This window comes from Sphingomonas koreensis, assembly GCF_002797435.1.
GTDB lineage: Bacteria > Pseudomonadota > Alphaproteobacteria > Sphingomonadales > Sphingomonadaceae > Sphingomonas > Sphingomonas koreensis.
Genome location: NZ_PGEN01000001.1, coordinates 2,459,215 through 2,477,451 on the forward strand (window position 1 = coordinate 2,459,215; position 18,237 = coordinate 2,477,451).

Here is an 18,237-nt window from a genome sequence, read left to right on the forward strand (position 1 = left end):
TCCGGGCAAAGCGGTGCCCTTGCCCGGCGCGCAGGGCGCCGGGGTCCGTTGGTCAAAAAGGGTTCGGGTGGGGTTGTCCGGCGCTAGCCGGAGAACATGCTGATCTGGTCGCTCTCGGGTTCACCGCCGCCGCGGGGCGGCAGGACGTGCGGGATTTTCTCCCGCGGGCAGAGCGGAAGGTCGAGATCGGGGCGGCTCACCAGCCCCGGGTTGAAGCTGTAAACGAAGCTCACCTCGGCCATGAACGTATGCCCGCAGCCCGTGTTGGTGCAGTGCGCGTGGAGGTGTTTCACCTTTTCGGTGATGCGCTCAGACCGGCGAATAAAGCAGGGCGCTTCGCACTTCGGGCAGGTGATGAAGGCAGAGTCCCGGGCAGGCGCGCCGCCGGAGCGAACGCGAAATTCCAGTGGCGCCTCGATCAGCGGCTGTCCGTGAAGTTTCCCCCCCGGGACGGTCATCGGTCGGTTCCTCCTCCAAGAAGGGCGGCACAAGCTGAAAGGGCGTCGATTGCGCGCTGCGCCCACTGCAGGGCATCTCTCCGAGCCTTCACATCGTGGGGGCGGGCATTGACGGCGACCAGCGCCGCCACGGCGCCGCCGCTTGTCCCCGCGGCTTCGATGATATTGGCATTCAGATCGCTATCCGGGACACCCCGGCGCGCTATATCGAGCCGCACGGAAAGGAGACGGTGAAACGGTGCATAGGTGCCGCCTTGAACGAGATACTCCTGATCTAACCGTTCGGCGTCGATCATTCGGATTTCGACCTCGCACTCAGGGTCGGACCAATTGCGGACGCTTCGCGTGGAGACGCCGCAGATAGCGGCGCATCGGTTCCAACCGATGACCGCTGCCACCTCCACAAGCGTGTGGTGATATGAGAAGGGTTCGCGCCGCTTGGTCATTGGCGGCTTCCCCGCAGGCTCACCAGCAGCGACTGGAAAGCCTCCATGCCCTCCTCGACCTCGGCAATAGCCCGCGCATGCACGACGGGATCATCGGACGCAGCAGCCGATGACAGCGCGGCCGCTATAGCTTCACCAGTCTCCTTCGCCGCCTTGCTGGACGCGTGCACCAGCGCTGCGCGGCGCGCAGCCGGGGTGTCATCGGAGAAATCGATCGCGGACGCATAGGCTTCGAATAGGGGCGCGCCCAAGCCTCCAGCGCGACGGTAGGCCTGGTCAAGCCGGATCGCGTCCTGCAGGCTAATATTGCGGCCCGTGTCGGGATCGCTGAGCTTGCGAACTGTCCACTCGGACTTTTCGATCACCGAGGCGCAGCCGTCCCATCCGAGCGTGTCGGCAATACGAGATAGCGCGCGATATGGGGTCAGGGGGCGGCGATGCTTCGTCATGCCCGTGCTACTCCGCGACGCTGGCCGATGTCCAAATCGGGCGAGCTATTGCCGTGGAAGCGCGTGGCCGCTCGATCTACCCCAAGGAAACGAACGGGGGGACGCGAATGCTCAACAGGGTAAATGTCAGGCCGGAGCCAATGCCTTGAAATCTGGGTGTCGGCTTCCGCTTGAAGCACATACTCGACCGGCAACTGTTTGGATTGGGTGAGCCACCGGCTGACGGTGGACTGCGCGACGCCGAACGTTTCGGCAGTAGCCTCCTGCGATCCATAGGCCTCAACAACCAGCTTCAGCGCTTCATACCGGGTCGGTTTCGTATCCATGCATTAGCGCATATTAGCGATTCATTAGCGCGTCAATAGGGAACTAATGACGATATTAGAACGACGTTCGATACACGCTTCGATCGTGGCGAAAGAACTACCGATCACGGCCCGGCGGCTTCGCGAGCGCATGGATGAAATCCGTTGCACGCAAGATGATCTGGCGTCCGCCGTGGGTGCGACGCAGGGCGCGATCAGCATGATCCTGAATGGAGTGACCCGTCAGTCACGCTTGCTTCCTAGAATCGCCGAGAACCTAGGCGTAAATTTGGGTTGGCTTGTCGGAACGACCGACGACAAAATCGATATGTTCGATGCTGACGGCCACGAGATATCCGAAGACGATCTCGCTGCAATCCGGGCAGGAACAAGCGCAAAGCAGCTGCAGAAGCCCGAACAACTTGGCGGCGGAGGACTGGCGGATGCGCAGAATGTGAGCATCACCGCAGATGATATGGCGGAACAACTCGACCTAGTCCCGGTCGATGAAATCTCGCTCGAATTCGGCATGGGTTCGACTGTCCTGCACGACGATCTTGAAATCGTCCGCCGCTATGTGCCGCGGGAGTGGATCGCTCATTTCAGCAAGTCACACCCTTCGCTGTTGCGCTTCGCGCGCGGCCGCGGCGATTCGATGTATCCCACGATCCTCGACAGCGATCTCGTGCTGATCGACATGGGGGAGACGCGGTTGACCCGCCAGGACGAGATTTGGGCGGTGGGATATGGCGATCTTGGCGGCCTCAAGCGGCTGCGGTCGATCGGCGGCGGGCAGATCAAGGTGATGTCTGACAATCCGACGGTTTCCGACGAAATCTTCGATATGGAGGAAATTCGCCTGATCGGGCGGGTGTGCGGCAATCTTCGGAAGATGTAGTCACGGGCGCGGGGAGGGGAAATGCCGAAGAAGCCGAAATGGAACGAGGTTTCGTGCGATGCATGTCGCGAGCCGATCGCCGTGGACGCGAAGCGATGCCCCCATTGCCAAACCGATTTCACGCCTGAACAGGTGGCAGCGCGCAAGAAGCAACATGGGAAAGAACTCAAGGTCGGCTGCGGCGCCCTGTTGGCCCTCGTAGCGTTGTTGGCGATCGTCGGGCAGTGCACGAACTCAGGCGGAGTAGCCGTCAAGAACGAGACCGCCGCCGCACCGGCCGCTGCAAGATCATCAACGCAGAGCGGCAAGGCCGATGCGGTCGCCTTCTATAGGAATGTTGTGTCCGCGATGGCTCCCTGTGACGCCGGCGGAAAGAGATCGGCGGAAGCGGCCGATCTGATCAGGACCGGTCGAGCGTCGGTGTTCGACGGCTATACAGCAAGTCGGGAGCAGGCAGAGGGGTGCCGTGAAAGTGCTTCAAGCTTCATCGGCATGGACCCGCCCGCCAGCTTCACCGGGGAGGCAGAGGTGGCGGCGGACAAGGCCATCAAGGTATGCGGCGATGCGGCAATCATGAAGCAGATGGCGGGCGAGACCATGATGGAAATCTACGACGGCGAAGCCAGGCCATCGAAAGTCGCCGAGTTGAAAGATCGGATAGAGGCTGCGCAAGGTGGCGTCCTAGCGTGCGTGGCGAATGCGATGGATGCGGCGACGAAAGCGGGTGCTGATCTGAAGGAGCTGGCGAAGTAGCTTCCTGTGCCCCTGACCTTCCTATGCATAGCGGCGCTGGCGATCGACGGCGACACGCTCCGGTGCCGTGACGTTGGGCGGGTTCGGCTAGCGCGCATCGACGCTCCAGAGCTGCACGGCTGCCCGCGGAAAAGGATATGTGCGCCGGGTGACGCCAAAGGTGCGCGCGACAACCTGGCGCGATTGGTCGAAGGCCGCACGGTCCGCTGCACCGAAGTCGATGCCGATCCGCGCCGGCGCGGCTATCAGGCGCGGGACCGATATGACCGCCCCGTGGTGCGTTGCACCAGCGGGGGCCGCGACCTGGGCGAGGCGCAGTTGCGCGCCGGCTATGCCGTCCGCTGGCCTTAGGCGCTTTCGAGCTTCAGTTTCTGAGCGATCCCGTCGGGGTTGAGCGTCGTCTCCACGCTTTCGACCAGCCAGTGCAGCGCGTCGATGCGGCTATTCCACCCCTGCAGCGTGACGCGCCCGTTCGGCTGCAACGCAGGCATTGCGAGCGCGAGTTCGTAATCGAACGTGCGAGCGCCCCGCCGCCCCTTGGAAACGGCCGCGTCGGCGGCCTGGCGCGCCTCGGCCTCGCTCGCATAGACACGCTTGAGCCGTCGGCGCTTGTCCCCGCCGCGCTTCACAGTGCGCCGGCGCCCGCCCGCCGGATCGTGATACTGCGCTTCCGCGCCGTCGTGCTCCTCGCGCTCCGCGTATCCGAACTCCCATGTCCAACCTTCGCGCTTCGTGATGGTGGTCGAGGGGATCGTCGCGCCGCTCGCCGTGGTCGCGCTGCCAACCGGCATGAAGATCAGTCGCTTGTCCTTCCACGTCGCGAGCGCGTCGTAGCGGCTACCGAGATCCTTCACGAAGGCCATGTCGCTCTTGTTGTGCTGCTCGATGACAGCGACAGCCTTGCTGCCCAGCGTCGGGTGGACCTGAGCCGACAGGCCATTGCGACCGGCGATGGTGTTGAGAATCGCGCCGAGCGTCGTGTCGCGCCAGCTCCGCGAGCGCCGCTTGCGATAATCGCCTGTGAAGTCGGCCGAGCGAGCGCGCAGGATGACGACATCGGGCGGACCGCCCTCCCGCACCTCGTCCACGCGGAAGCGGCCTTTATCGACCAAACCAATCTGCACGTCGCCGCCGGATTCCCAGCCGAGCTGCAGGGCAAGGTAGGTGCCCTTCTCGGGCGCCGCGAGCGCGCCGTCATGGTTATGGAGGGTGAGGGATAGCTCGTCCGCCTCGCCGCCCCGTTTCTCGCTCAGGGTCAGCTCGAGCAGGCGCGGGTTCACCTTCGCCGTCAGGTCGGTGCCGTCGTCAAGGATCAGGCGGATGGCCGCCACGTTCGCCGGCATCAGTCGCTCCGCACCAGCTCGATCGACACCACCTTCTGTCGAGGGATGCCGCCCGCCATGATCGAACGGTGCGTCTCCTCCATCCGCTCGATGCGATAGTTGCCGAGCACGCGCCCGAGGCCGTCGAGCAACGGGTAGCTGTCGCCGGTGTTGGCCATCTCCTCGAGCGCTTCGATCGCGCCGTAGCTGCCAGCAATCTCCGGCACGAGGAGCGCATTGATGGTGATGACGTCTTCCCCCCGGACCGGCGAACTGTGACGCCGGCCGCGCGCCGAAGCGCTCGCTTTGCGGATGCCGCCAGGAGACGCGCCGCGAGAGATCGTCATAGGCGATGGTGTCCATGCCGAACACGAACATGCCGAGCGACAGCAGGTGCGCGGGGGAAAGCGTCATCAGCGGTCGCCCTCATAAGTGCGGCGCGACTTGGCGCCCTTGGCGGCCTCGAGCTTGCGCATGATCTCCCGCACAAGAGCCTCCGCGTCCTGTCCCTGCGCCCCGTAGACGTTGATATTGACGCCAGCTAGCGCCGCCAGCGCCGCCAGCAGCTCCGCCAGACTCGCGGTGCCTGCCCCAGCCGGGCGCATCGCCGGCGACTCCCGCAGACGTCGCATCATCGGCGCCTGGGCGGGTGCCATGCCGGGCGCATCGCCGGATAGACCCGACATCATGCGTGCCATCGACCGTTGCGGACCACGCGCGCCCTGTTCGATGCCAAGCGCAAGTCCGCCCGTCATGTGCCCGCCCATCTCCATGAACAGGCGCGAGGGCGACTTGATGCCGAAGAAGTTCTTGAACGCCGTGATCCCGCTGCGCGCGATGGCGAGGAGCCGCTGGGCGAGCAGCATCGGGTTGAGGGCCATCAACAGCCCCTGCATCATCGCCGAGCCAATGTTCTTGAGCCACGCGGGCATCGCGGAGAGGATGCCTTTGACCCATGCGACGCCGGCGTTGAAGGCGCCCTTGATCTTATCCCAATGGGTATAGATCAGATAGGCGGCGCCGCCGACCGCGAGCACGATCGCGGTGATCGCGAGCACGATCGGGTTCGCCATCATCATCAACCCGGCCTGCATGACGCCGCGGGCGAGAAATAGAGCCGCGATCCGGATCAGTCCGAAGGTGCGCACGATGATCGGCCCGGCGCCGGTAACGGCCGATTTGAGGAATCCGATCGTGCGAGTGAAGCGGCTGACGCCCTCGACCTTTCGGAAGAACGCGATCGTCGAGGCGAGCGGACCGAGCAGACCACCAAACGCGAACTGCAGGGCGCCGACGCCGATCTTGGCGACGATCAAATATGCTGCCACTTTCGCCAGGGTTCCGGCGAGTTCGGGGTTGGCCTGTGCCCAGTCGCCTACCTTGCCGGCGAGCAGAGTGACCGTGCCCAGAAACTCGGTCGCGACGGGGAGGAATTTTGTGCCGAGTTGGATCGACGCTGCCTGCGCGGCGACCGTGAATTTTCGCCAGTTGAGCGCGGCATCCCGCGCTTCGCGCTGAGCGAAGGCCTTGTCCACTGTGCCGTCTGCCTTGGCGATCTCGCCCCGCATCCGCTTGTAAAGTTCCATATCAAGGATCAGCTGGCGCACGGCGCCCTGGGCCTGCATATCCTCGAACGCGAAGCCGAGCCTACTTAGGTCGCCCCCCGTCGCTCTTTTCGTCAGCTCCGCAATCGCCTCGAGCGGCGTTCTGCCCTCGGCATAGGCGCGCTTGAGCGCGGCGGGCAGATCGACGCCAAAGTTCTTCTTGAACGCTGTGATGGTCGCGGGCGCGCTAATCTTGGCGAGCAGGTTCTCCACGTTGTTTGCCGCTTCATCGGAGGTGCCGGTGCCACCACGCACCACCTGCAGCGCCGCCGCCAGATCGGCGACTGCTCCCGTGCCTTTCTGCCCTAGCGCCATCATCTGAGCGGTCAGGGACGGGAAATGCCTCGCCATGCTATCGACTTCAAAGGCCCCCTGGTTGGCAGAGGCGGCGATAATATCGAGGCCCTTCGACGCGTCGCTGAGAGGCACCTTGAGGTTCCGGACGTTGGCGTAGGCGGCGTTTGCACCATCGGCCAGATCGACCTTGAACGCGGTGCCGAGGCGGCCAATCGGGCCGATCATCCGCACGGCCTGGCGGGGATCAAGGCCCAGGCCGGCGAGCTGATCGATGCCGGCGCGCATATCCTCCGGGAGTTGGTGAGCGGCCCGGGACAGACGCAGGATGCTGGCTGCCATGCGATCGGTCTCGCGGTTGGTCATCCCAGCTTTCTGCTGAATATCGACCATACCACTACTGAACTCCATCGCGCCTTTTGTCGCGGCGATGAAGGGGGCTGCCAACGCGATGCCCCCAACCACATTGTCGCGGCCGCTGGCGCGCAGATCCTCCCCGCGCCGGTGCATGGCCGCCTTGTTTGCATCTATCGCCGCGAGGCGCTTCTGGCGGTCGATCTGGCGATTGACGCCGGCGAGCGCACGTTCGAGTTCGCGCTCGCGCTCGATCAGCTGAGTGACGTTCCCGCTGGCCGTGCGCATGTCGCGGCCGACGTCGCGCATTTCGCGCTGCAGCCGACGCGCCTCGCCATTGAGTGCGCGCAGCGACTGCGAACCGTTTCGCCCAAGGCCGACGATGTTGCGAAGGGCGCCGGACATACGATCGACGCCGACGAAATTGACCAGCAAGGAGAGCTTGTTGCTCATTCGTCCTTTGTCCCTTGCATCTCGTTCCAGCGCTGCACCGCAAGATCCCGCCAGAAGATCAGTTCATCGACCTCGAGCGCCCGCAATTCCGACAGCGGCCAGTGAAATATCGCGGCGATATCGGCGATCAGCCCGTCGGCCGATGTGCCGCGATCATCGTCTCGATCAGTCGCTTCTCGGCCGCGGTCATAAAAAAACCGCGGATCGCACCGCCGATCTCGCTCAGATCTTCGGCCTCAAGGTTGTCGGTCTCGTCCTGGGTAAGCGGCGGGTTGCTCACGCGCGGGATCAGCCGGAGGAGCGCGGTGATATCCGTGCCGATCACGTCCTGCAGAGTGAGGCCGCGCAGCTCGCCAGCTTTGGGCTTGCGCAGCGTCAGCGTGTCGATCTGCGTTTCACCGCGGATGATCGGGTTGGCGAGCTTGATCGTCGCGAAGCGGCTTTCGTCCTGAGCGACGGGGGTGGCGGATTCGTCGGCCATGCGGGGCACCTTTCATAAGCGGGGCGTGGAGAGACCGGGAGCGCTCCACAGGGAAAGCGCCCCCGGCCTCCGCGCGACGGCGCCCCGCAACAGGACCGCCGCGCGGAGCTGGATCAGCTGGTAAGGATCGCCATGATCTCGGCGTAGCGGTCGAAGCCATCGACGATGAAGACGCCGGCGATCATGTCGATCTCGATCTCGACGATCCCATCGACGACGCGGCGATAATAGACGAGCGGCACGGTGTACTTGTGCTCGGTCCCGTCGCCGGCCTTGCCCTTGCCCGGGTCGATCTCGCTGAATCGGCCGCCGATATACACTTCGACGGCCTGCGGAGCGGTGCCGTCGTCGGCCTGATAGGCGCCGACCAGGCGCACGCGCACCCCGTCGGCGCTCGCGATGCCGAACTTGCGGAAGAGGCGCAGCTCGTGCCCGCCCATCGTGATCGACGCCTGCATCGCCTCGAGGCCGTTATCGACCTTGATCGGCCCGACCATGCCGCCGCCGCGCCAGTCGTCGGTGGCAATGGCGAGTTTCGGTTCCTCGAATTCGGCGATGACGCCGAGGAAACCCTCGCCATCGACGTAGCTGTTGATGTTCTTAAGTCGGCGGGGAAAGCCCATGGTCAGTTCCTTTCAGAGAGGGGCGGCGGCGCGATCAGACCAGGCGATCGGCGAAGCCGGAGTAGTAGAAGTCGGTGATCACCAGCTCGACGGTCGGATCCTCGAGCGGCGCCACCGGCGTGAACTCGATGCGGAAGTCGGGGCGGCCTGCGCTCAGCTGTTCCGGCTGATTGCGGTCCGCGTCGAAATAGGCTTTCGCGCCCATGATGAAGCCGTTGAGGGCCAGCTCGCGGAACTTGGCGTTCGCCGTCTCGAGCAGATCCTTGATCAGGCTGACCGTCATCGGGTGATCGAAATAGGGCTGGAAGACGTCAGCAATGATGTCCTGCAGCGCATGGCTGGTGCGCACCGCGCTTTCGAACGCGAACTCCGGCTGATCCGGCCCGGCCGTGGTGCGATTGCCCCAGAAGCGGAATCCGTTCGCGCGGATGATCGTGGTGATCTGCTTTCCGTTGAGCGTCCCGGCCTCGGTCGAGGGGTCGAGCAGGTCGAACTGAACGTAGTGGTCGAGCGCGGTAACGCCATCAATCGGCATATTTGAAATCGTCTTGTGCCAACCGATGCGTTCATCGATCTGGGCGCGCAGGCCAAGGGCGCGCGCCACCGCGTCGCCGGCGGTCTCGGTCGAGCTGTTCGGCCAGATCAGCATCAGCTCGCGCGCGGTGAAGCCGTCGCGATAGTTCATCGCCTCGACGCCATCGTCGCCGTTTGCCCGGGCATAGGCGAAACCGCGCAGGCGCTTCGCCACGATCACCATTTGCGTCGTGACGGCGAGGGTATCGAGGCCGGGCGCGCCGATGATGCGCGGCGCATAGCCAACGGCGCCCTTCGCACTGAGAAGCAGGTCGAGGCCCGCGATCACATTCTCGTCAGTTTCCTCGTCCGCTTCCGCACCGGCACCAGGGGCGACACGCGAGACGATGACGATCGGCGTGGTCAGATCGGCAATGGCGGCCAGCGCCTTTGCGAGCGTGCCACCGGTGCCGGCCTTGCTGATCGCAGCGTCGATGTTCGTGACCAGCGTCAGCTCGCCGATCGGGAACGCGGCATTGAGGGCGTCGGTCGCCGTGCCGGCGGCCGCGGTCGCCGTGGCAACCAAGCCGATGACGGCGAGCGATGGAGTCTTGATCGGACGGCGACCCTTGGCGAATTCGCGAATAGTGAGGCTGTGCATGGCAGTTCCTTCAGCTGGCCACGAAATCGCGGCCGAGGGGGATGGAGAGGGCGAGCAGGGCCGCGGGTCCTGCCAGATCGGTTCGGGTGCCCTCGATCGTCACGACGGGCTTGCCCGCCGCGAAATCGCCCGAGAACGACACGCGGGTCAGGCGGAGGCGAGGTTCCCACCGGCGCAGCGCTCCCGCAGTGGCTGCCCGCAACAGCATCATCGTTGCGGCATTGGCGGGGCGATCGAGCAGTTCGAACAGCAGCGAGCCGTATTCGCGCAGCATGACGCAGGTGCCGATGGGCGTGGACAGAATGTCGCCGACCGACTGCGCGATATGCTCCGCGCCGGACAGGGCTTTCCCGGTGGTGGCCGACATTCCGTTCATGGCCGCCACAAAGCGGCACGCACGCGCGCAAGGCGATAGGGCGAGCCGGTGGAGGGCGGTGTTACCGCGCGGCGCTACTCGGCGACGCCGGTTTTCGCTCCGCCCGCCTGCACATTGCCGTGCTTGTGGTTCTGCAGGCTGATCTCGCCGGCGACGATATCGTCGGTCGCGGTCAAGCGGCCGTCGATCGACACATCGCCTTCGATCGTCACGTCACCTTTCAAGGTGACCCCGCCAGGCGCTTCGATCCGCGCGGTTCCGCCGGCGGGCAGGATCGCCACCAGGGCGTGCGCCGCGGGATCGTAGGAGATCGCCGCCCCGTCGTCGAACAGGGCAAGATCGATATCCTCTGAGCTGGGCGCGGGATGATCGTCATTGATCAGGCCGCATACAGCGACCGCGTTGCCGATCTGTCCGTCGGGCGCGAGCAAGAGCACTTCCTCCCCCACGCTGGGCGGCGACCATTTGCGCGTCTTCCCCGCGCGCGCCGCCAACCAGCGGATCGCCGGGGTCTCGGTCTCGTCCTCGTCATCGTCGGGATCACCGAACCGCACGCGACAACGCGGCGGAGAGAGCCTCACCTCAATGATGGTGCCGAAACGGATCAGGGCGGACAGGTCCGCCGGAATATCTTCCTCGTCCCGCATCATTCCGCCGGCGGCGGGCACTCGATCTTCATGCCGATATCGCGAAAGTAGCGGCACAGGCGTCCGCCCGCGGCGTGGAGCCTGTCGCCCCAGCTCTCGACCGAGGCATTGTACGCGGCCTCCGCCTTCGCGCTGCGCACGATCTCGGCGGTCGGTTGCGGCTTGCCCTCAGTTGCCGCTCGAAGATCCGCACTCGGCGGGAAGCGGGACGCGTGCTGCGCGCAGCCGCTCACAGCCAAGGGCGACGCCAGCAGGATCAGGAGGGCCATCTGCCCCCGAATTATCGATCGCGTCATGATATGTGCGCTCCCTCTCGTGAATCGTAACGGTGTCTTTGGCGCGCTGATCGGCGGCCTTGTCGCGGGCGGGTGCGGCGCGCTGGTCGAGCTTCGCCTCGTGCGCATCGATCACGCCGGCGTCGTGGACGGCCAGCCAGATCAGGGTGCCGGCGATCAGGGCGACGGCGAAAGCGAGGGCGAGCGCAATGGGCGCGAGGCCGCGGGCGCGCGAATTGGACAGGCTAAGGCCCATCAACGCGCGGACAGCGAAGCCGATCACCGGCTCGGCCTCGGCGGCCGTTCTGCACCTTCGGGCGGCGGCGCAGCGGGGCGCCCCGAGACGTCATCCCCGCCTTCGAACTCAGCCGACTTGTCGCCCCACCGGGCCGTCATCCGGCGACGGTTGATCGCCATACCGAGGGACAGCAACACCAGGCCAATCGAACCGACCGCGATCCAGATCGTCCAGCGAAGCGTGGTCGCGCGATTGGTCTCGCTAGCGACGCTCCATCCAGCCGAGGGCAGCAGCTGGGCATAGGCCCACCACACGAAGACGCTCAGCACCACCGCGCCGAGCACCGAGAACAGCAGCGCCAGCAGGGCGCGCCAGTCTCGCGGGGGCCAATCGGGGAGCCTCACGCCGCGAGCGCCGCGGCGAGATCCGCCGAGACATCCACTTTGGTCGCTCCGCGCCATTCAGGCGTGTAGCTGGGTTTCGATACGGGGTAGAGCGTGACGAACTGATCGTGCGACCATTTGCCGTCGAAGAACAGATCGCACTCCTTCTGGCGGCGCCCGATGATCTCCGGCGGCTTCTTCCAGTCCATGAAGCGCTCGCGCGCCTTCTCGACCTTGCCTGCCTTGACGAGCTGTACCCATGTCGCGCGGCCGATCGCACCGGTGTTGTAGTGGAAGGAAAGCGCCGCGGCGAACTCGGTCTCGCTCAGCTCGTAGCCCGCGAACGCTTGCAGGACGTCCGGAATATACTGGTTGCGCAGCAGCCAGATATAGATCGCGAGCACATGTTGGATCGCCTGCGGCGCATCCTTGTAGCGGCCGACCAGGTGCCCGCTCTTGTCGGTGACGCCGATCCCCCACGTCCAGATGCGCTTCGAATCGCGATACGCCTCGAGCACGATCGCTTCATGGTCGATCAGCTCCAATGCCACGCGATAAGTGAGCGGGTCGCCGGGCTTCGCAGGCGGAACGAAGGGCGGCGCGAGCGCGGCGTTGACCGCCTTCACATCGGCTTCGGTGAGCGGAGCGCCCTTGATGGCGCGCACGACGTCGAACAGGCGACCGGCGGTCGCGGGATCGAGCAGACTGGTCATGATTCCGGTCTCCGGCGAGATACGAAGCGCTGCACGACGGGTTCCTGCCAGATGCGGATCAGCGTCCAGACGATCGTCAGGATCGTCGCGACCGCCGGGAGCACCTTCACGAACCAGCCGAGCAGCGCGACGAACGACACAAGGTCAAGCGCATGTTTCATGCCGTCGGGCAGGATCTGGAAAACGTTCTTCATCGGCCCGGCATGGCGCCACCGCGCGCGCGTGATAAGGAGTGGCCGGGGTGGAGCGGGGCGTTACCAGCCAGAGGATGCGCTCGTGCGAAACCACATCGGGTGGGATACTCTGATCCACCAGCCCGATTCTGCATTAACGACATCGGTCCCGGGGAACGCACCCTCTACTTCGACGCGAGCAAATAGCGACTAGCGGTCGGTTTCGAGCGCGGCCAACCGGCGCTCGATATCGTCGAGACGACGCGCGTCCGACTGTACCCGGCGCCCCTCTGCTGCCAAGCCCGCGACGATGTATAGCGCCATCTGGCTCGGCCGCACGCCCCAGCGGTCGCCGGCCGCACGCTTGAGCACGGCGCGGCCCGCCTTCTCAGCGCGCCGCATGTTGCGCTTGTCGCTGGGCTTGAGCAGGCTGCGCTCGCGCTCGATCGTCACCTTGCGCAGTTCGCGCCGCGTGATGGGCTGGCCGTCGAGGCCGAGGATCGGCGAGCGCGTCATCACCTCGCGATCCTCGGTATCCCTCACCGGCGCGACGACCGCTTCATACTCGTCATCCCAGCGGTCATAGGTCAGCCAGGCGGTGCGGATGCGCGGATCCGCACCGGGGGCGGGGCGCTGCTCGATCCCTTCGTCGAAGAGGATCTCGGCCGCGCGCTGGGCACGGATACCGAAATGCCAGCGCGCGCCGAACGCATCGTCATCGCCCGCCTTGGCCTCAATCGCCGAGAGCCACTGGAAGAAGCCCAGATCGGCGGCAAGACGGCGCGCGGCGCGAATATGGCGTTCGCCATCCTCGCCCTGCGGGAAGCCGATCCAGTGCTTCTCGCGCGCGTCGGACGTCTCGGTCCAGGGATTGGTGACCCAGCCGCTTTCCCAGGGGAAACTTGCCGAGCCGAGATTCTGTCCGGCGCCGCACGGCTCAAGGTGGCCGGCGTTATGGAGTTTGAGGCGATCGACGCTCGCCATGCGGAACACGGCGTAGATCTGCCCCGCCGGGTTGACGATATCGACAGTCTGGTGTCCGTCCTGTTGCAGGCGCAGGATCGCCTCGGACCCGCCGGGCGCGAGGATATGGGCCAGCTTCTGGGCGGTGCCCTCGGTCTGGGCGATCAGCAACTTGCCGAACCGCGCCTGGCCGTCCGAGGTGATGCGCGCCTCGCCCAGGAAGTGACCGAAATAGTTGGTCGTATCGGTCGTCGGGTTGAGCGGGTCCGAATATTCCGGGAGATAACTGCTCGACACGACGAGGTTCTGCAGCACCTTGGCGGTCCCGCCGATCGTCGGGGGCAGGAACTTGAGCGCGGTGTTCCGTTTCACCTCCCCGGCGTTGACCGTGACGCTGCTGCAAAAGGCCCAGAGATCCTCGGCCACGCCCGCGCCGGTCTTGGTCGGGCCGAACTGGTAGCCGGCGAAGTGGATCAGGCGAACCGCAAGCGCCAGGACATCTCGCACGTCATAGGTCGCCACCGACAGATCCGCGGCGTCCCACGCGAAGCGATTGCTGGTCGCAAAGAAGTGCGGCGAGCCGAGCGGCGTCGCGGTGACATTTTCGGAAATGATGAAGCGGGCGTCTGTACTGAAATTGTCCGCGCTGCCCATGCGGAAGCGGCGGCCGGGCCGGATATAGCCGTCGCCATCGACCGGGAGTTCGAGCGCCTTGAAGTCGTCGAGGATGTCCTGAACGCTGCCCCCCTCGGCCTCGCCCACCAAGGCGGCGCCCGCCGGCGTCGCGACCAGGCCGGAGAGCGAGGAGAAATTGAAGGCGAGCTGCAGCACGCCGGCAACCTTCCTGTAGGCCGTGCGCGCGCCGTCCTCGTCTTCATCGGCGAAAACCTGGACGAATGCGCCGTCCGGAATATCGGCAATCGCATCATCGGCGTCGGCCCGCGTGCCGTAAAAGGCATGGATGCCGCCGGCGGCGGCAAGATCAACCACCAGGGCGCCGACCAGCGCGGCAACCTGGTTGGCGGTGCCGCCGACCGTGACACCGGCCTGCACCAGGGGCAGGGATTCCTCGCCGGTCAGCGGTGCGGCGGGGCTGGTCTGTTGGAGGGTGCTGATCTTCATGGGTCTGGTCTCGGCGAAACGGTGGCGGGAAAGGCGAGCGGGCGATCAGACCCGCATGATGAAGTGCAGCGCGATCGAGGGCTGAGTGACATCGACCGTCACATCGTGATCATGATCGCCGCCGGTGCTGCTCTCGACCGTCTCCCCCGCCCATTCAGCGGTGGTGCCGGAGATGCTTGCACCGTGAGCATGGCCCGGATCGACGATGGCGGGCGGCGTGGGCGCGCTGCCATCGGGCGGGACGGCGAGCGTCTTGCCGGTGCCGCCCGAGGCGGTGTCCGCCTTGGTGTGGTAGGTGAAGGTTGAGCCGGTCAGCGCGGTATCAACCGTCGCGTCGAGCGTGCCGGCACCGTGATCGTGCGCAGGTATCGCGACGTCGTGATGGTGCGCGCCGGCGGTCGCGCTCGATACCGTCTTGCTGGTGGCGCCGAAGGTCACGCCAAGTGCATTCGTATCGTCGGCGCCGACCGGCACGCGCCCGCGCAGATCCGGGGTGGTGATGTTGCCAGCGCCATCGCTGCGGGCGACCGTTTGCCCGTTACAGATCGCCCAGCCGGCGGCGACGTCGCCTGAATCGCCCCACCAGAGCTTTACCGTGCCGATCCGGTCATAGGCCGCGATTGCCGCGCTGATCGCCGCCTTCAGGGCCGCAGGCGTGATTGCGCGTTCCTGATCGTCGCCGGCCATGGCCTCGGCATTGGTGGCCAGCTCGACCACGCCCTTGATCGCGGTGGTCGCCGGCGGATTGAGGAAGTTGGTGTCGCCGAAGGTCAGGTCGCTGATGTCGCCGGTGGGAAAGGCGATGTCGATCGCGAGCAATGCGGTCGATTGCGCCGACTTCTCGACGATCGGGTCTTCCTGTCCGTAAACTGCGAACAGCGTGCCATCGGCGAGATAGAGGCCGAAGCCGCGCACGGTGTAGCTGAGTTCGGCCTGGTCGCGGACGAGCAGGTGAACCTTGTTGTCGCCGATCTGCGTGCCCGAGACGGTGGCGATGCGGCGGATCTCGCCGGGCAACGCGGTCAGCGTCGGGGCTACGACAAACGCGTCGGGCGTGACGCCGACTTCCGAAATGGTGAGATCGACGTCTTCGTCGAGCTGAGCGGCGGTAAAGCGCTCAAGGCCGATCGTCGTCATCACCAGGGTAAGGGCGTGTGCGGTCATCCGACGTCCTCAAGGAAGGCGCCGGTCTCAGCCTGGATCGGCTCCCCGGCTTCGGTTTGCAGGAAATTGCCCCAGGGCTGGCTGTCGTCGGTGCCGAGTGCGAATTCCTCACGAATGAACAGGGCGGCGCGGGCGGCGGACTGGACGCCGATCTGTCCCGCGATGGCGAGCTGCTGCACGAGCTGGAAATGCTGGCTCAGGCGCTTGGTGCGCGAGACCTCGCGCAGAATCTTATCGGCGAACGCCGCGGTCGATCGCTCGCCGCTCGGCGCGACGCCCGGGGCCGTGACCATCGGGAGGATGACTTCGAAGGTGTGCGGGACGCCTGATCCGCCCGCCTCGTGCCATTCAACTACCCTGAGCAGCGCGTCGAAGCGCTCGAGCACCGCTTCGACCGAAGCCCGGGTGCCCTTGATGCGGTGTTCGGCGATCGAGTTTGCGACGGCCGCGCGCTTGGTCGAATCGGGCCATTCCGGATCCCAGCTATCAACCGACAAGCCCCAGGCCAGCCAGGGCAGCAACGGCATCGGGCAGGTTTCGGGATCCCATAGCGCGGCGAGCGGCAAATCAACGGAGCCAAAGTCCGCAACGACAGCCGCAGCCAGGCCGCGAACGAGCATCGGCGCGTTGGGCGGGAGGAGATCGCGCTCAGTCGTCATAGCCGCCGTGCGTGATCTCGATTGCGGTGCAATGCCCGGCCTGCGTCGGATCGCAGATCACGTCTTCCCAATCGGGCAGCACAACGCGCTGCACGCCGGCGACGGTCAGCGCCGCCTTGACGCTCGAATCGTTGACGTTGCGACCGAGGCGGCGGCTCTCCGCGAGGAATTCGTCGAGCTTCAAACGCGCCGCCTCGAGCACGACAGTACGATCGGGACCGGCGAAGGTGTAGATGGTCGCGACGATCGCGAACGGGACGATTGCGGCCGAAGCGACTGTGACCAAGTCACCCATAGGACGGATCCGGTTGCCCGCGACCGGCGTGAGCACCGCGGCAACCGCGTCGATGGTCGGCTGCGGCGCCGTGCCGTCGCCGGTGCGCGAGAGCAGTGTCACCAGAACCTCACCCGGCGCGGGCGATGTCGCGCTCGCGTCGAGAACGTCAGGGTGGGCGGACTTGGCGTGGAAGACGTAGGCCAGCTCCGGCCCGGCGCACGAAAAGCTCTCCGGCGCGAGCACGATGCGCTGGCGCAGGGAGTCGTCATCCTCATAGGTTGGTGGGACGCTATTGGCGGGATCGCCAGCGTCGATCAGCTGGCGGCCGACGCCAACGCGCAGCGCGATCTGGTCGAGATCCGAGCCAGTCGCATAGGCGGTCATCAATGACCGCGCGCGATCGTTGAACTGCTGGCGGAGCAGCACCTCGAGATAGGCCCAGACGTGGAGCAGCTTGATTGCGGGGTCGGAAGGGACCAATGCGTCAAACCCTTCGATCCGGGCCTGAGCGATGGCAAGGTTGCGCGCATAGATCGCGTCGAAAGACAGCTGCTCGATCACCGTCGGCGCAGGAAGGCGCGACAGATCGACGCCGCTAGAGTTGGTGAGGGTGCCCGGCATCCCTACGGGATGATCGATCAGCGCGGTCGTAGGGAGGGCGCGGCCCGGTGACGGGCCTGATTACCGGGGCGCGCGGTCGATCAGCGCCGCGGCGATCTCAAGCGCCAGCGTTTCATCCTCGGACGAGAACCCGAGCAGCCGCCTCTCCTGATAGCGATGGCGAATTCGGCGGCCGTCGCGCAGACGTCCGATCGTCACCTGCTCCCCGAAATGATTGATCGCGGCGATGCGTTCGACCAGGCCGTTGACGGGCGCGATCTCGACCCCCTCCTCGTCCGCACCGATCTTCCAGTTGCGAAGGGCGCGCATCCCGCGGAACATCTTCTTTCCAGCGCCGGCGCGCAGCTTGCCCTTGCGATCGTAGCGAGGCTTGCGGCGCTCCATGGGCGCGCCCGACGGCTCGACGTTGGCGGCGATGCGGTCGAGGTTGGAGCGGCGCAGCTGCTGGCCGAGCCGAAGGGCGCCGCGGCGCCGTTCACCTGGCGCGAGGCCCGCGAGGATCTGGCCGAACCACTCCTCGAGGCGGCGCAGATCGTCATCCGCCATCAAGACCCGCCAACGGCTCGCCGTCGATCAGGATAGCATTCAGCGCCGGGATCTGGATTTCTGCGCCGAACAGCGGGTCCGGCTCCGGAAGATCGACCAAGTTGAATTTGCCGCCAGCGGCGGGCGTTACCGCCACATTCTGGGTAATCGCGATCTCGAAAAGGACATCGACCGTATTGTTGTCGAGAATATCGACGTCGAAGGTGAAAGCGTCGGTGCCGGGCGCCAGCAACTCGGGTTGGTTAACCCGGAGCCAGCGCGTGATGGCGAGCGTCAGAACCGAGATATCGGTCGCCAGCTCCATAATCAGCACGTTGAGCCGGAAGCCGTAGGCAAACGACAGACTTTCGGTCTGGCGAGCCTGCACGGATCCCCGATCGACCCACATGCGCAGCCGCGCCGGCTGTTGCTGCAGCTCCGGCGTCGCCGCCAACAGGGCATCGCGAAGCGAATCGATCTTCTTCAC

At 65.6% G+C, this 18,237-nt stretch carries 27 protein-coding genes and 1 pseudogene; 3 read left to right on the plus strand and 25 right to left on the minus strand.

Annotated elements, in window-relative coordinates; genetic code table 11:
- Positions 1 to 83 precede the first annotated feature (83 nt).
- From BDW16_RS11610 to BDW16_RS11625, 4 genes are read right to left on the minus strand one after another with little or no spacing between them, the layout of a single operon-like run.
- Entirely contained in the window at positions 84 to 458 is a 375-nt protein-coding gene (locus tag BDW16_RS11610) for an ogr/Delta-like zinc finger family protein (protein WP_066572634.1), read from the minus strand.
- Positions 455 to 904, minus strand: coding sequence for a hypothetical protein (locus BDW16_RS21110; protein ID WP_125958768.1), 450 nt, complete (start codon positions 902 to 904; stop codon positions 455 to 457). The genes BDW16_RS11610 and BDW16_RS21110 overlap by 4 nt, the downstream gene beginning before the upstream one ends.
- Positions 901 to 1,353: a hypothetical protein gene (locus BDW16_RS11620; protein WP_066572628.1), complete on the minus strand. Its 453-nt coding sequence runs from the start codon at positions 1,351 to 1,353 to the stop codon at positions 901 to 903. The genes BDW16_RS21110 and BDW16_RS11620 overlap by 4 nt, the downstream gene beginning before the upstream one ends.
- Positions 1,350 to 1,679, minus strand: a complete 330-nt coding sequence (locus BDW16_RS11625) for a YdaS family helix-turn-helix protein (RefSeq protein WP_066572625.1) — start codon at positions 1,677 to 1,679, stop codon at positions 1,350 to 1,352. The genes BDW16_RS11620 and BDW16_RS11625 overlap by 4 nt, the downstream gene beginning before the upstream one ends.
- A 130-nt stretch (positions 1,680 to 1,809) precedes the next feature.
- On the opposite strand from BDW16_RS11625, the gene BDW16_RS11630 reads away from it, so the two are divergent.
- Genes BDW16_RS11630 through BDW16_RS11640 form a run of 3 tightly spaced genes read left to right on the plus strand, consistent with a single transcriptional unit; the run spans position 1,810 to position 3,660 of the window.
- Complete coding sequence (locus tag BDW16_RS11630; RefSeq protein WP_157926339.1) at positions 1,810 to 2,556, plus strand: XRE family transcriptional regulator; 747 nt, start codon at positions 1,810 to 1,812, stop codon at positions 2,554 to 2,556.
- A 21-nt stretch (positions 2,557 to 2,577) separates the two neighbouring features.
- Positions 2,578 to 3,309, plus strand: a complete 732-nt coding sequence (locus BDW16_RS11635) for a hypothetical protein (protein ID WP_066572620.1) — start codon at positions 2,578 to 2,580, stop codon at positions 3,307 to 3,309.
- Positions 3,310 to 3,315: 6 nt separating this feature from the next.
- Positions 3,316 to 3,660: a thermonuclease family protein gene (locus BDW16_RS11640; protein ID WP_083954127.1), complete on the plus strand. Its 345-nt coding sequence runs from the start codon at positions 3,316 to 3,318 to the stop codon at positions 3,658 to 3,660.
- On the opposite strand, the gene BDW16_RS11645 is transcribed toward BDW16_RS11640, so the two are convergent.
- The 21 genes and pseudogenes from BDW16_RS11645 to BDW16_RS11735 all read right to left on the minus strand — a co-directional run bounded on the left by BDW16_RS11645 (position 3,657) and on the right by BDW16_RS11735 (position 18,237).
- Complete coding sequence (locus tag BDW16_RS11645) at positions 3,657 to 4,652, minus strand: contractile injection system protein, VgrG/Pvc8 family (RefSeq protein WP_066572612.1); 996 nt, start codon at positions 4,650 to 4,652, stop codon at positions 3,657 to 3,659. The genes BDW16_RS11640 and BDW16_RS11645 overlap by 4 nt on opposite strands.
- Positions 4,652 to 4,978, minus strand: coding sequence for a phage tail protein (locus tag BDW16_RS11650; protein WP_066572607.1), 327 nt, complete (start codon positions 4,976 to 4,978; stop codon positions 4,652 to 4,654). The genes BDW16_RS11645 and BDW16_RS11650 overlap by 1 nt, the downstream gene beginning before the upstream one ends.
- Positions 4,947 to 5,045 (minus strand): annotated as a pseudogene (locus BDW16_RS21960) (hypothetical protein); the annotation flags it as partial. The pseudogene BDW16_RS21960 and the gene BDW16_RS11650, both read right to left, overlap by 32 nt.
- A complete protein-coding gene (locus BDW16_RS11655) occupies positions 5,045 to 7,336 on the minus strand; it encodes a phage tail tape measure protein (RefSeq protein ID WP_066572602.1) in 2,292 nt (763 codons plus the stop codon). The gene BDW16_RS11655 and the pseudogene BDW16_RS21960, both read right to left, overlap by 1 nt.
- Positions 7,333 to 7,467 (minus strand): GpE family phage tail protein, encoded by a 135-nt coding sequence (locus BDW16_RS21795; RefSeq protein WP_338417962.1) that lies wholly within the window; start codon positions 7,465 to 7,467, stop codon positions 7,333 to 7,335. The genes BDW16_RS11655 and BDW16_RS21795 overlap by 4 nt, the downstream gene beginning before the upstream one ends.
- Complete coding sequence (locus tag BDW16_RS11665) at positions 7,464 to 7,817, minus strand: phage tail assembly protein (protein ID WP_066572599.1); 354 nt, start codon at positions 7,815 to 7,817, stop codon at positions 7,464 to 7,466. The genes BDW16_RS21795 and BDW16_RS11665 overlap by 4 nt, the downstream gene beginning before the upstream one ends.
- A gap of 113 nt (positions 7,818 to 7,930) precedes the next feature.
- Positions 7,931 to 8,440 (minus strand): phage major tail tube protein, encoded by a 510-nt coding sequence (locus BDW16_RS11670; RefSeq protein ID WP_066572597.1) that lies wholly within the window; start codon positions 8,438 to 8,440, stop codon positions 7,931 to 7,933.
- Positions 8,441 to 8,474: 34 nt separating this feature from the next.
- A complete protein-coding gene (locus BDW16_RS11675; protein ID WP_066572594.1) occupies positions 8,475 to 9,614 on the minus strand; it encodes a phage tail sheath subtilisin-like domain-containing protein in 1,140 nt (379 codons plus the stop codon).
- A 10-nt stretch (positions 9,615 to 9,624) separates the two neighbouring features.
- Positions 9,625 to 9,990 carry a GPW/gp25 family protein gene (locus BDW16_RS11680; RefSeq protein ID WP_066572586.1) on the minus strand — a complete coding sequence of 122 codons (366 nt, stop codon included), beginning with the start codon at positions 9,988 to 9,990 and terminating at the stop codon, positions 9,625 to 9,627.
- A 74-nt stretch (positions 9,991 to 10,064) separates the two neighbouring features.
- On the minus strand, positions 10,065 to 10,637 hold the full coding sequence (locus BDW16_RS11685; RefSeq protein ID WP_066572927.1) for a phage baseplate assembly protein V: 573 nt from the start codon (positions 10,635 to 10,637) through the stop codon (positions 10,065 to 10,067).
- Positions 10,637 to 10,777, minus strand: a complete 141-nt coding sequence (locus tag BDW16_RS21340) for a hypothetical protein (RefSeq protein WP_157081354.1) — start codon at positions 10,775 to 10,777, stop codon at positions 10,637 to 10,639. Before BDW16_RS21340 ends, BDW16_RS11685 begins: the two co-directional genes overlap by 1 nt.
- Positions 10,778 to 10,805: 28 nt before the next feature.
- Positions 10,806 to 11,195, minus strand: a complete 390-nt coding sequence (locus tag BDW16_RS11690) for a hypothetical protein (protein WP_100362753.1) — start codon at positions 11,193 to 11,195, stop codon at positions 10,806 to 10,808.
- The gene (locus tag BDW16_RS11695; RefSeq protein WP_066572580.1) at positions 11,192 to 11,554 is read right to left on the minus strand and encodes a hypothetical protein; all 363 of its coding nucleotides are present in this window, start codon (positions 11,552 to 11,554) and stop codon (positions 11,192 to 11,194) included. Before BDW16_RS11695 ends, BDW16_RS11690 begins: the two co-directional genes overlap by 4 nt.
- Positions 11,551 to 12,246, minus strand: coding sequence for a lysozyme (locus tag BDW16_RS11700; RefSeq protein ID WP_066572578.1), 696 nt, complete (start codon positions 12,244 to 12,246; stop codon positions 11,551 to 11,553). The genes BDW16_RS11695 and BDW16_RS11700 overlap by 4 nt, the downstream gene beginning before the upstream one ends.
- Positions 12,243 to 12,440, minus strand: coding sequence for a hypothetical protein (locus BDW16_RS11705; protein WP_066572576.1), 198 nt, complete (start codon positions 12,438 to 12,440; stop codon positions 12,243 to 12,245). The genes BDW16_RS11700 and BDW16_RS11705 overlap by 4 nt, the downstream gene beginning before the upstream one ends.
- A gap of 189 nt (positions 12,441 to 12,629) precedes the next feature.
- The gene (locus BDW16_RS11710) at positions 12,630 to 14,504 is read right to left on the minus strand and encodes a tail fiber domain-containing protein (protein WP_066572571.1); all 1,875 of its coding nucleotides are present in this window, start codon (positions 14,502 to 14,504) and stop codon (positions 12,630 to 12,632) included.
- A gap of 45 nt (positions 14,505 to 14,549) precedes the next feature.
- Positions 14,550 to 15,668 carry a phage tail protein gene (locus BDW16_RS11715; protein ID WP_066572569.1) on the minus strand — a complete coding sequence of 373 codons (1,119 nt, stop codon included), beginning with the start codon at positions 15,666 to 15,668 and terminating at the stop codon, positions 14,550 to 14,552.
- Complete coding sequence (locus BDW16_RS11720; RefSeq protein WP_066572566.1) at positions 15,665 to 16,327, minus strand: phage tail protein I; 663 nt, start codon at positions 16,325 to 16,327, stop codon at positions 15,665 to 15,667. Before BDW16_RS11720 ends, BDW16_RS11715 begins: the two co-directional genes overlap by 4 nt.
- Positions 16,317 to 17,225, minus strand: a complete 909-nt coding sequence (locus BDW16_RS11725; RefSeq protein ID WP_066572563.1) for a baseplate assembly protein — start codon at positions 17,223 to 17,225, stop codon at positions 16,317 to 16,319. The genes BDW16_RS11720 and BDW16_RS11725 overlap by 11 nt, the downstream gene beginning before the upstream one ends.
- Before the next feature lie 60 nt (positions 17,226 to 17,285).
- Positions 17,286 to 17,771 carry a phage virion morphogenesis protein gene (locus BDW16_RS11730; RefSeq protein WP_066572560.1) on the minus strand — a complete coding sequence of 162 codons (486 nt, stop codon included), beginning with the start codon at positions 17,769 to 17,771 and terminating at the stop codon, positions 17,286 to 17,288.
- Positions 17,761 to 18,237 (minus strand): phage tail protein, encoded by a 477-nt coding sequence (locus BDW16_RS11735; RefSeq protein WP_066572557.1) that lies wholly within the window; start codon positions 18,235 to 18,237, stop codon positions 17,761 to 17,763. The genes BDW16_RS11730 and BDW16_RS11735 overlap by 11 nt, the downstream gene beginning before the upstream one ends.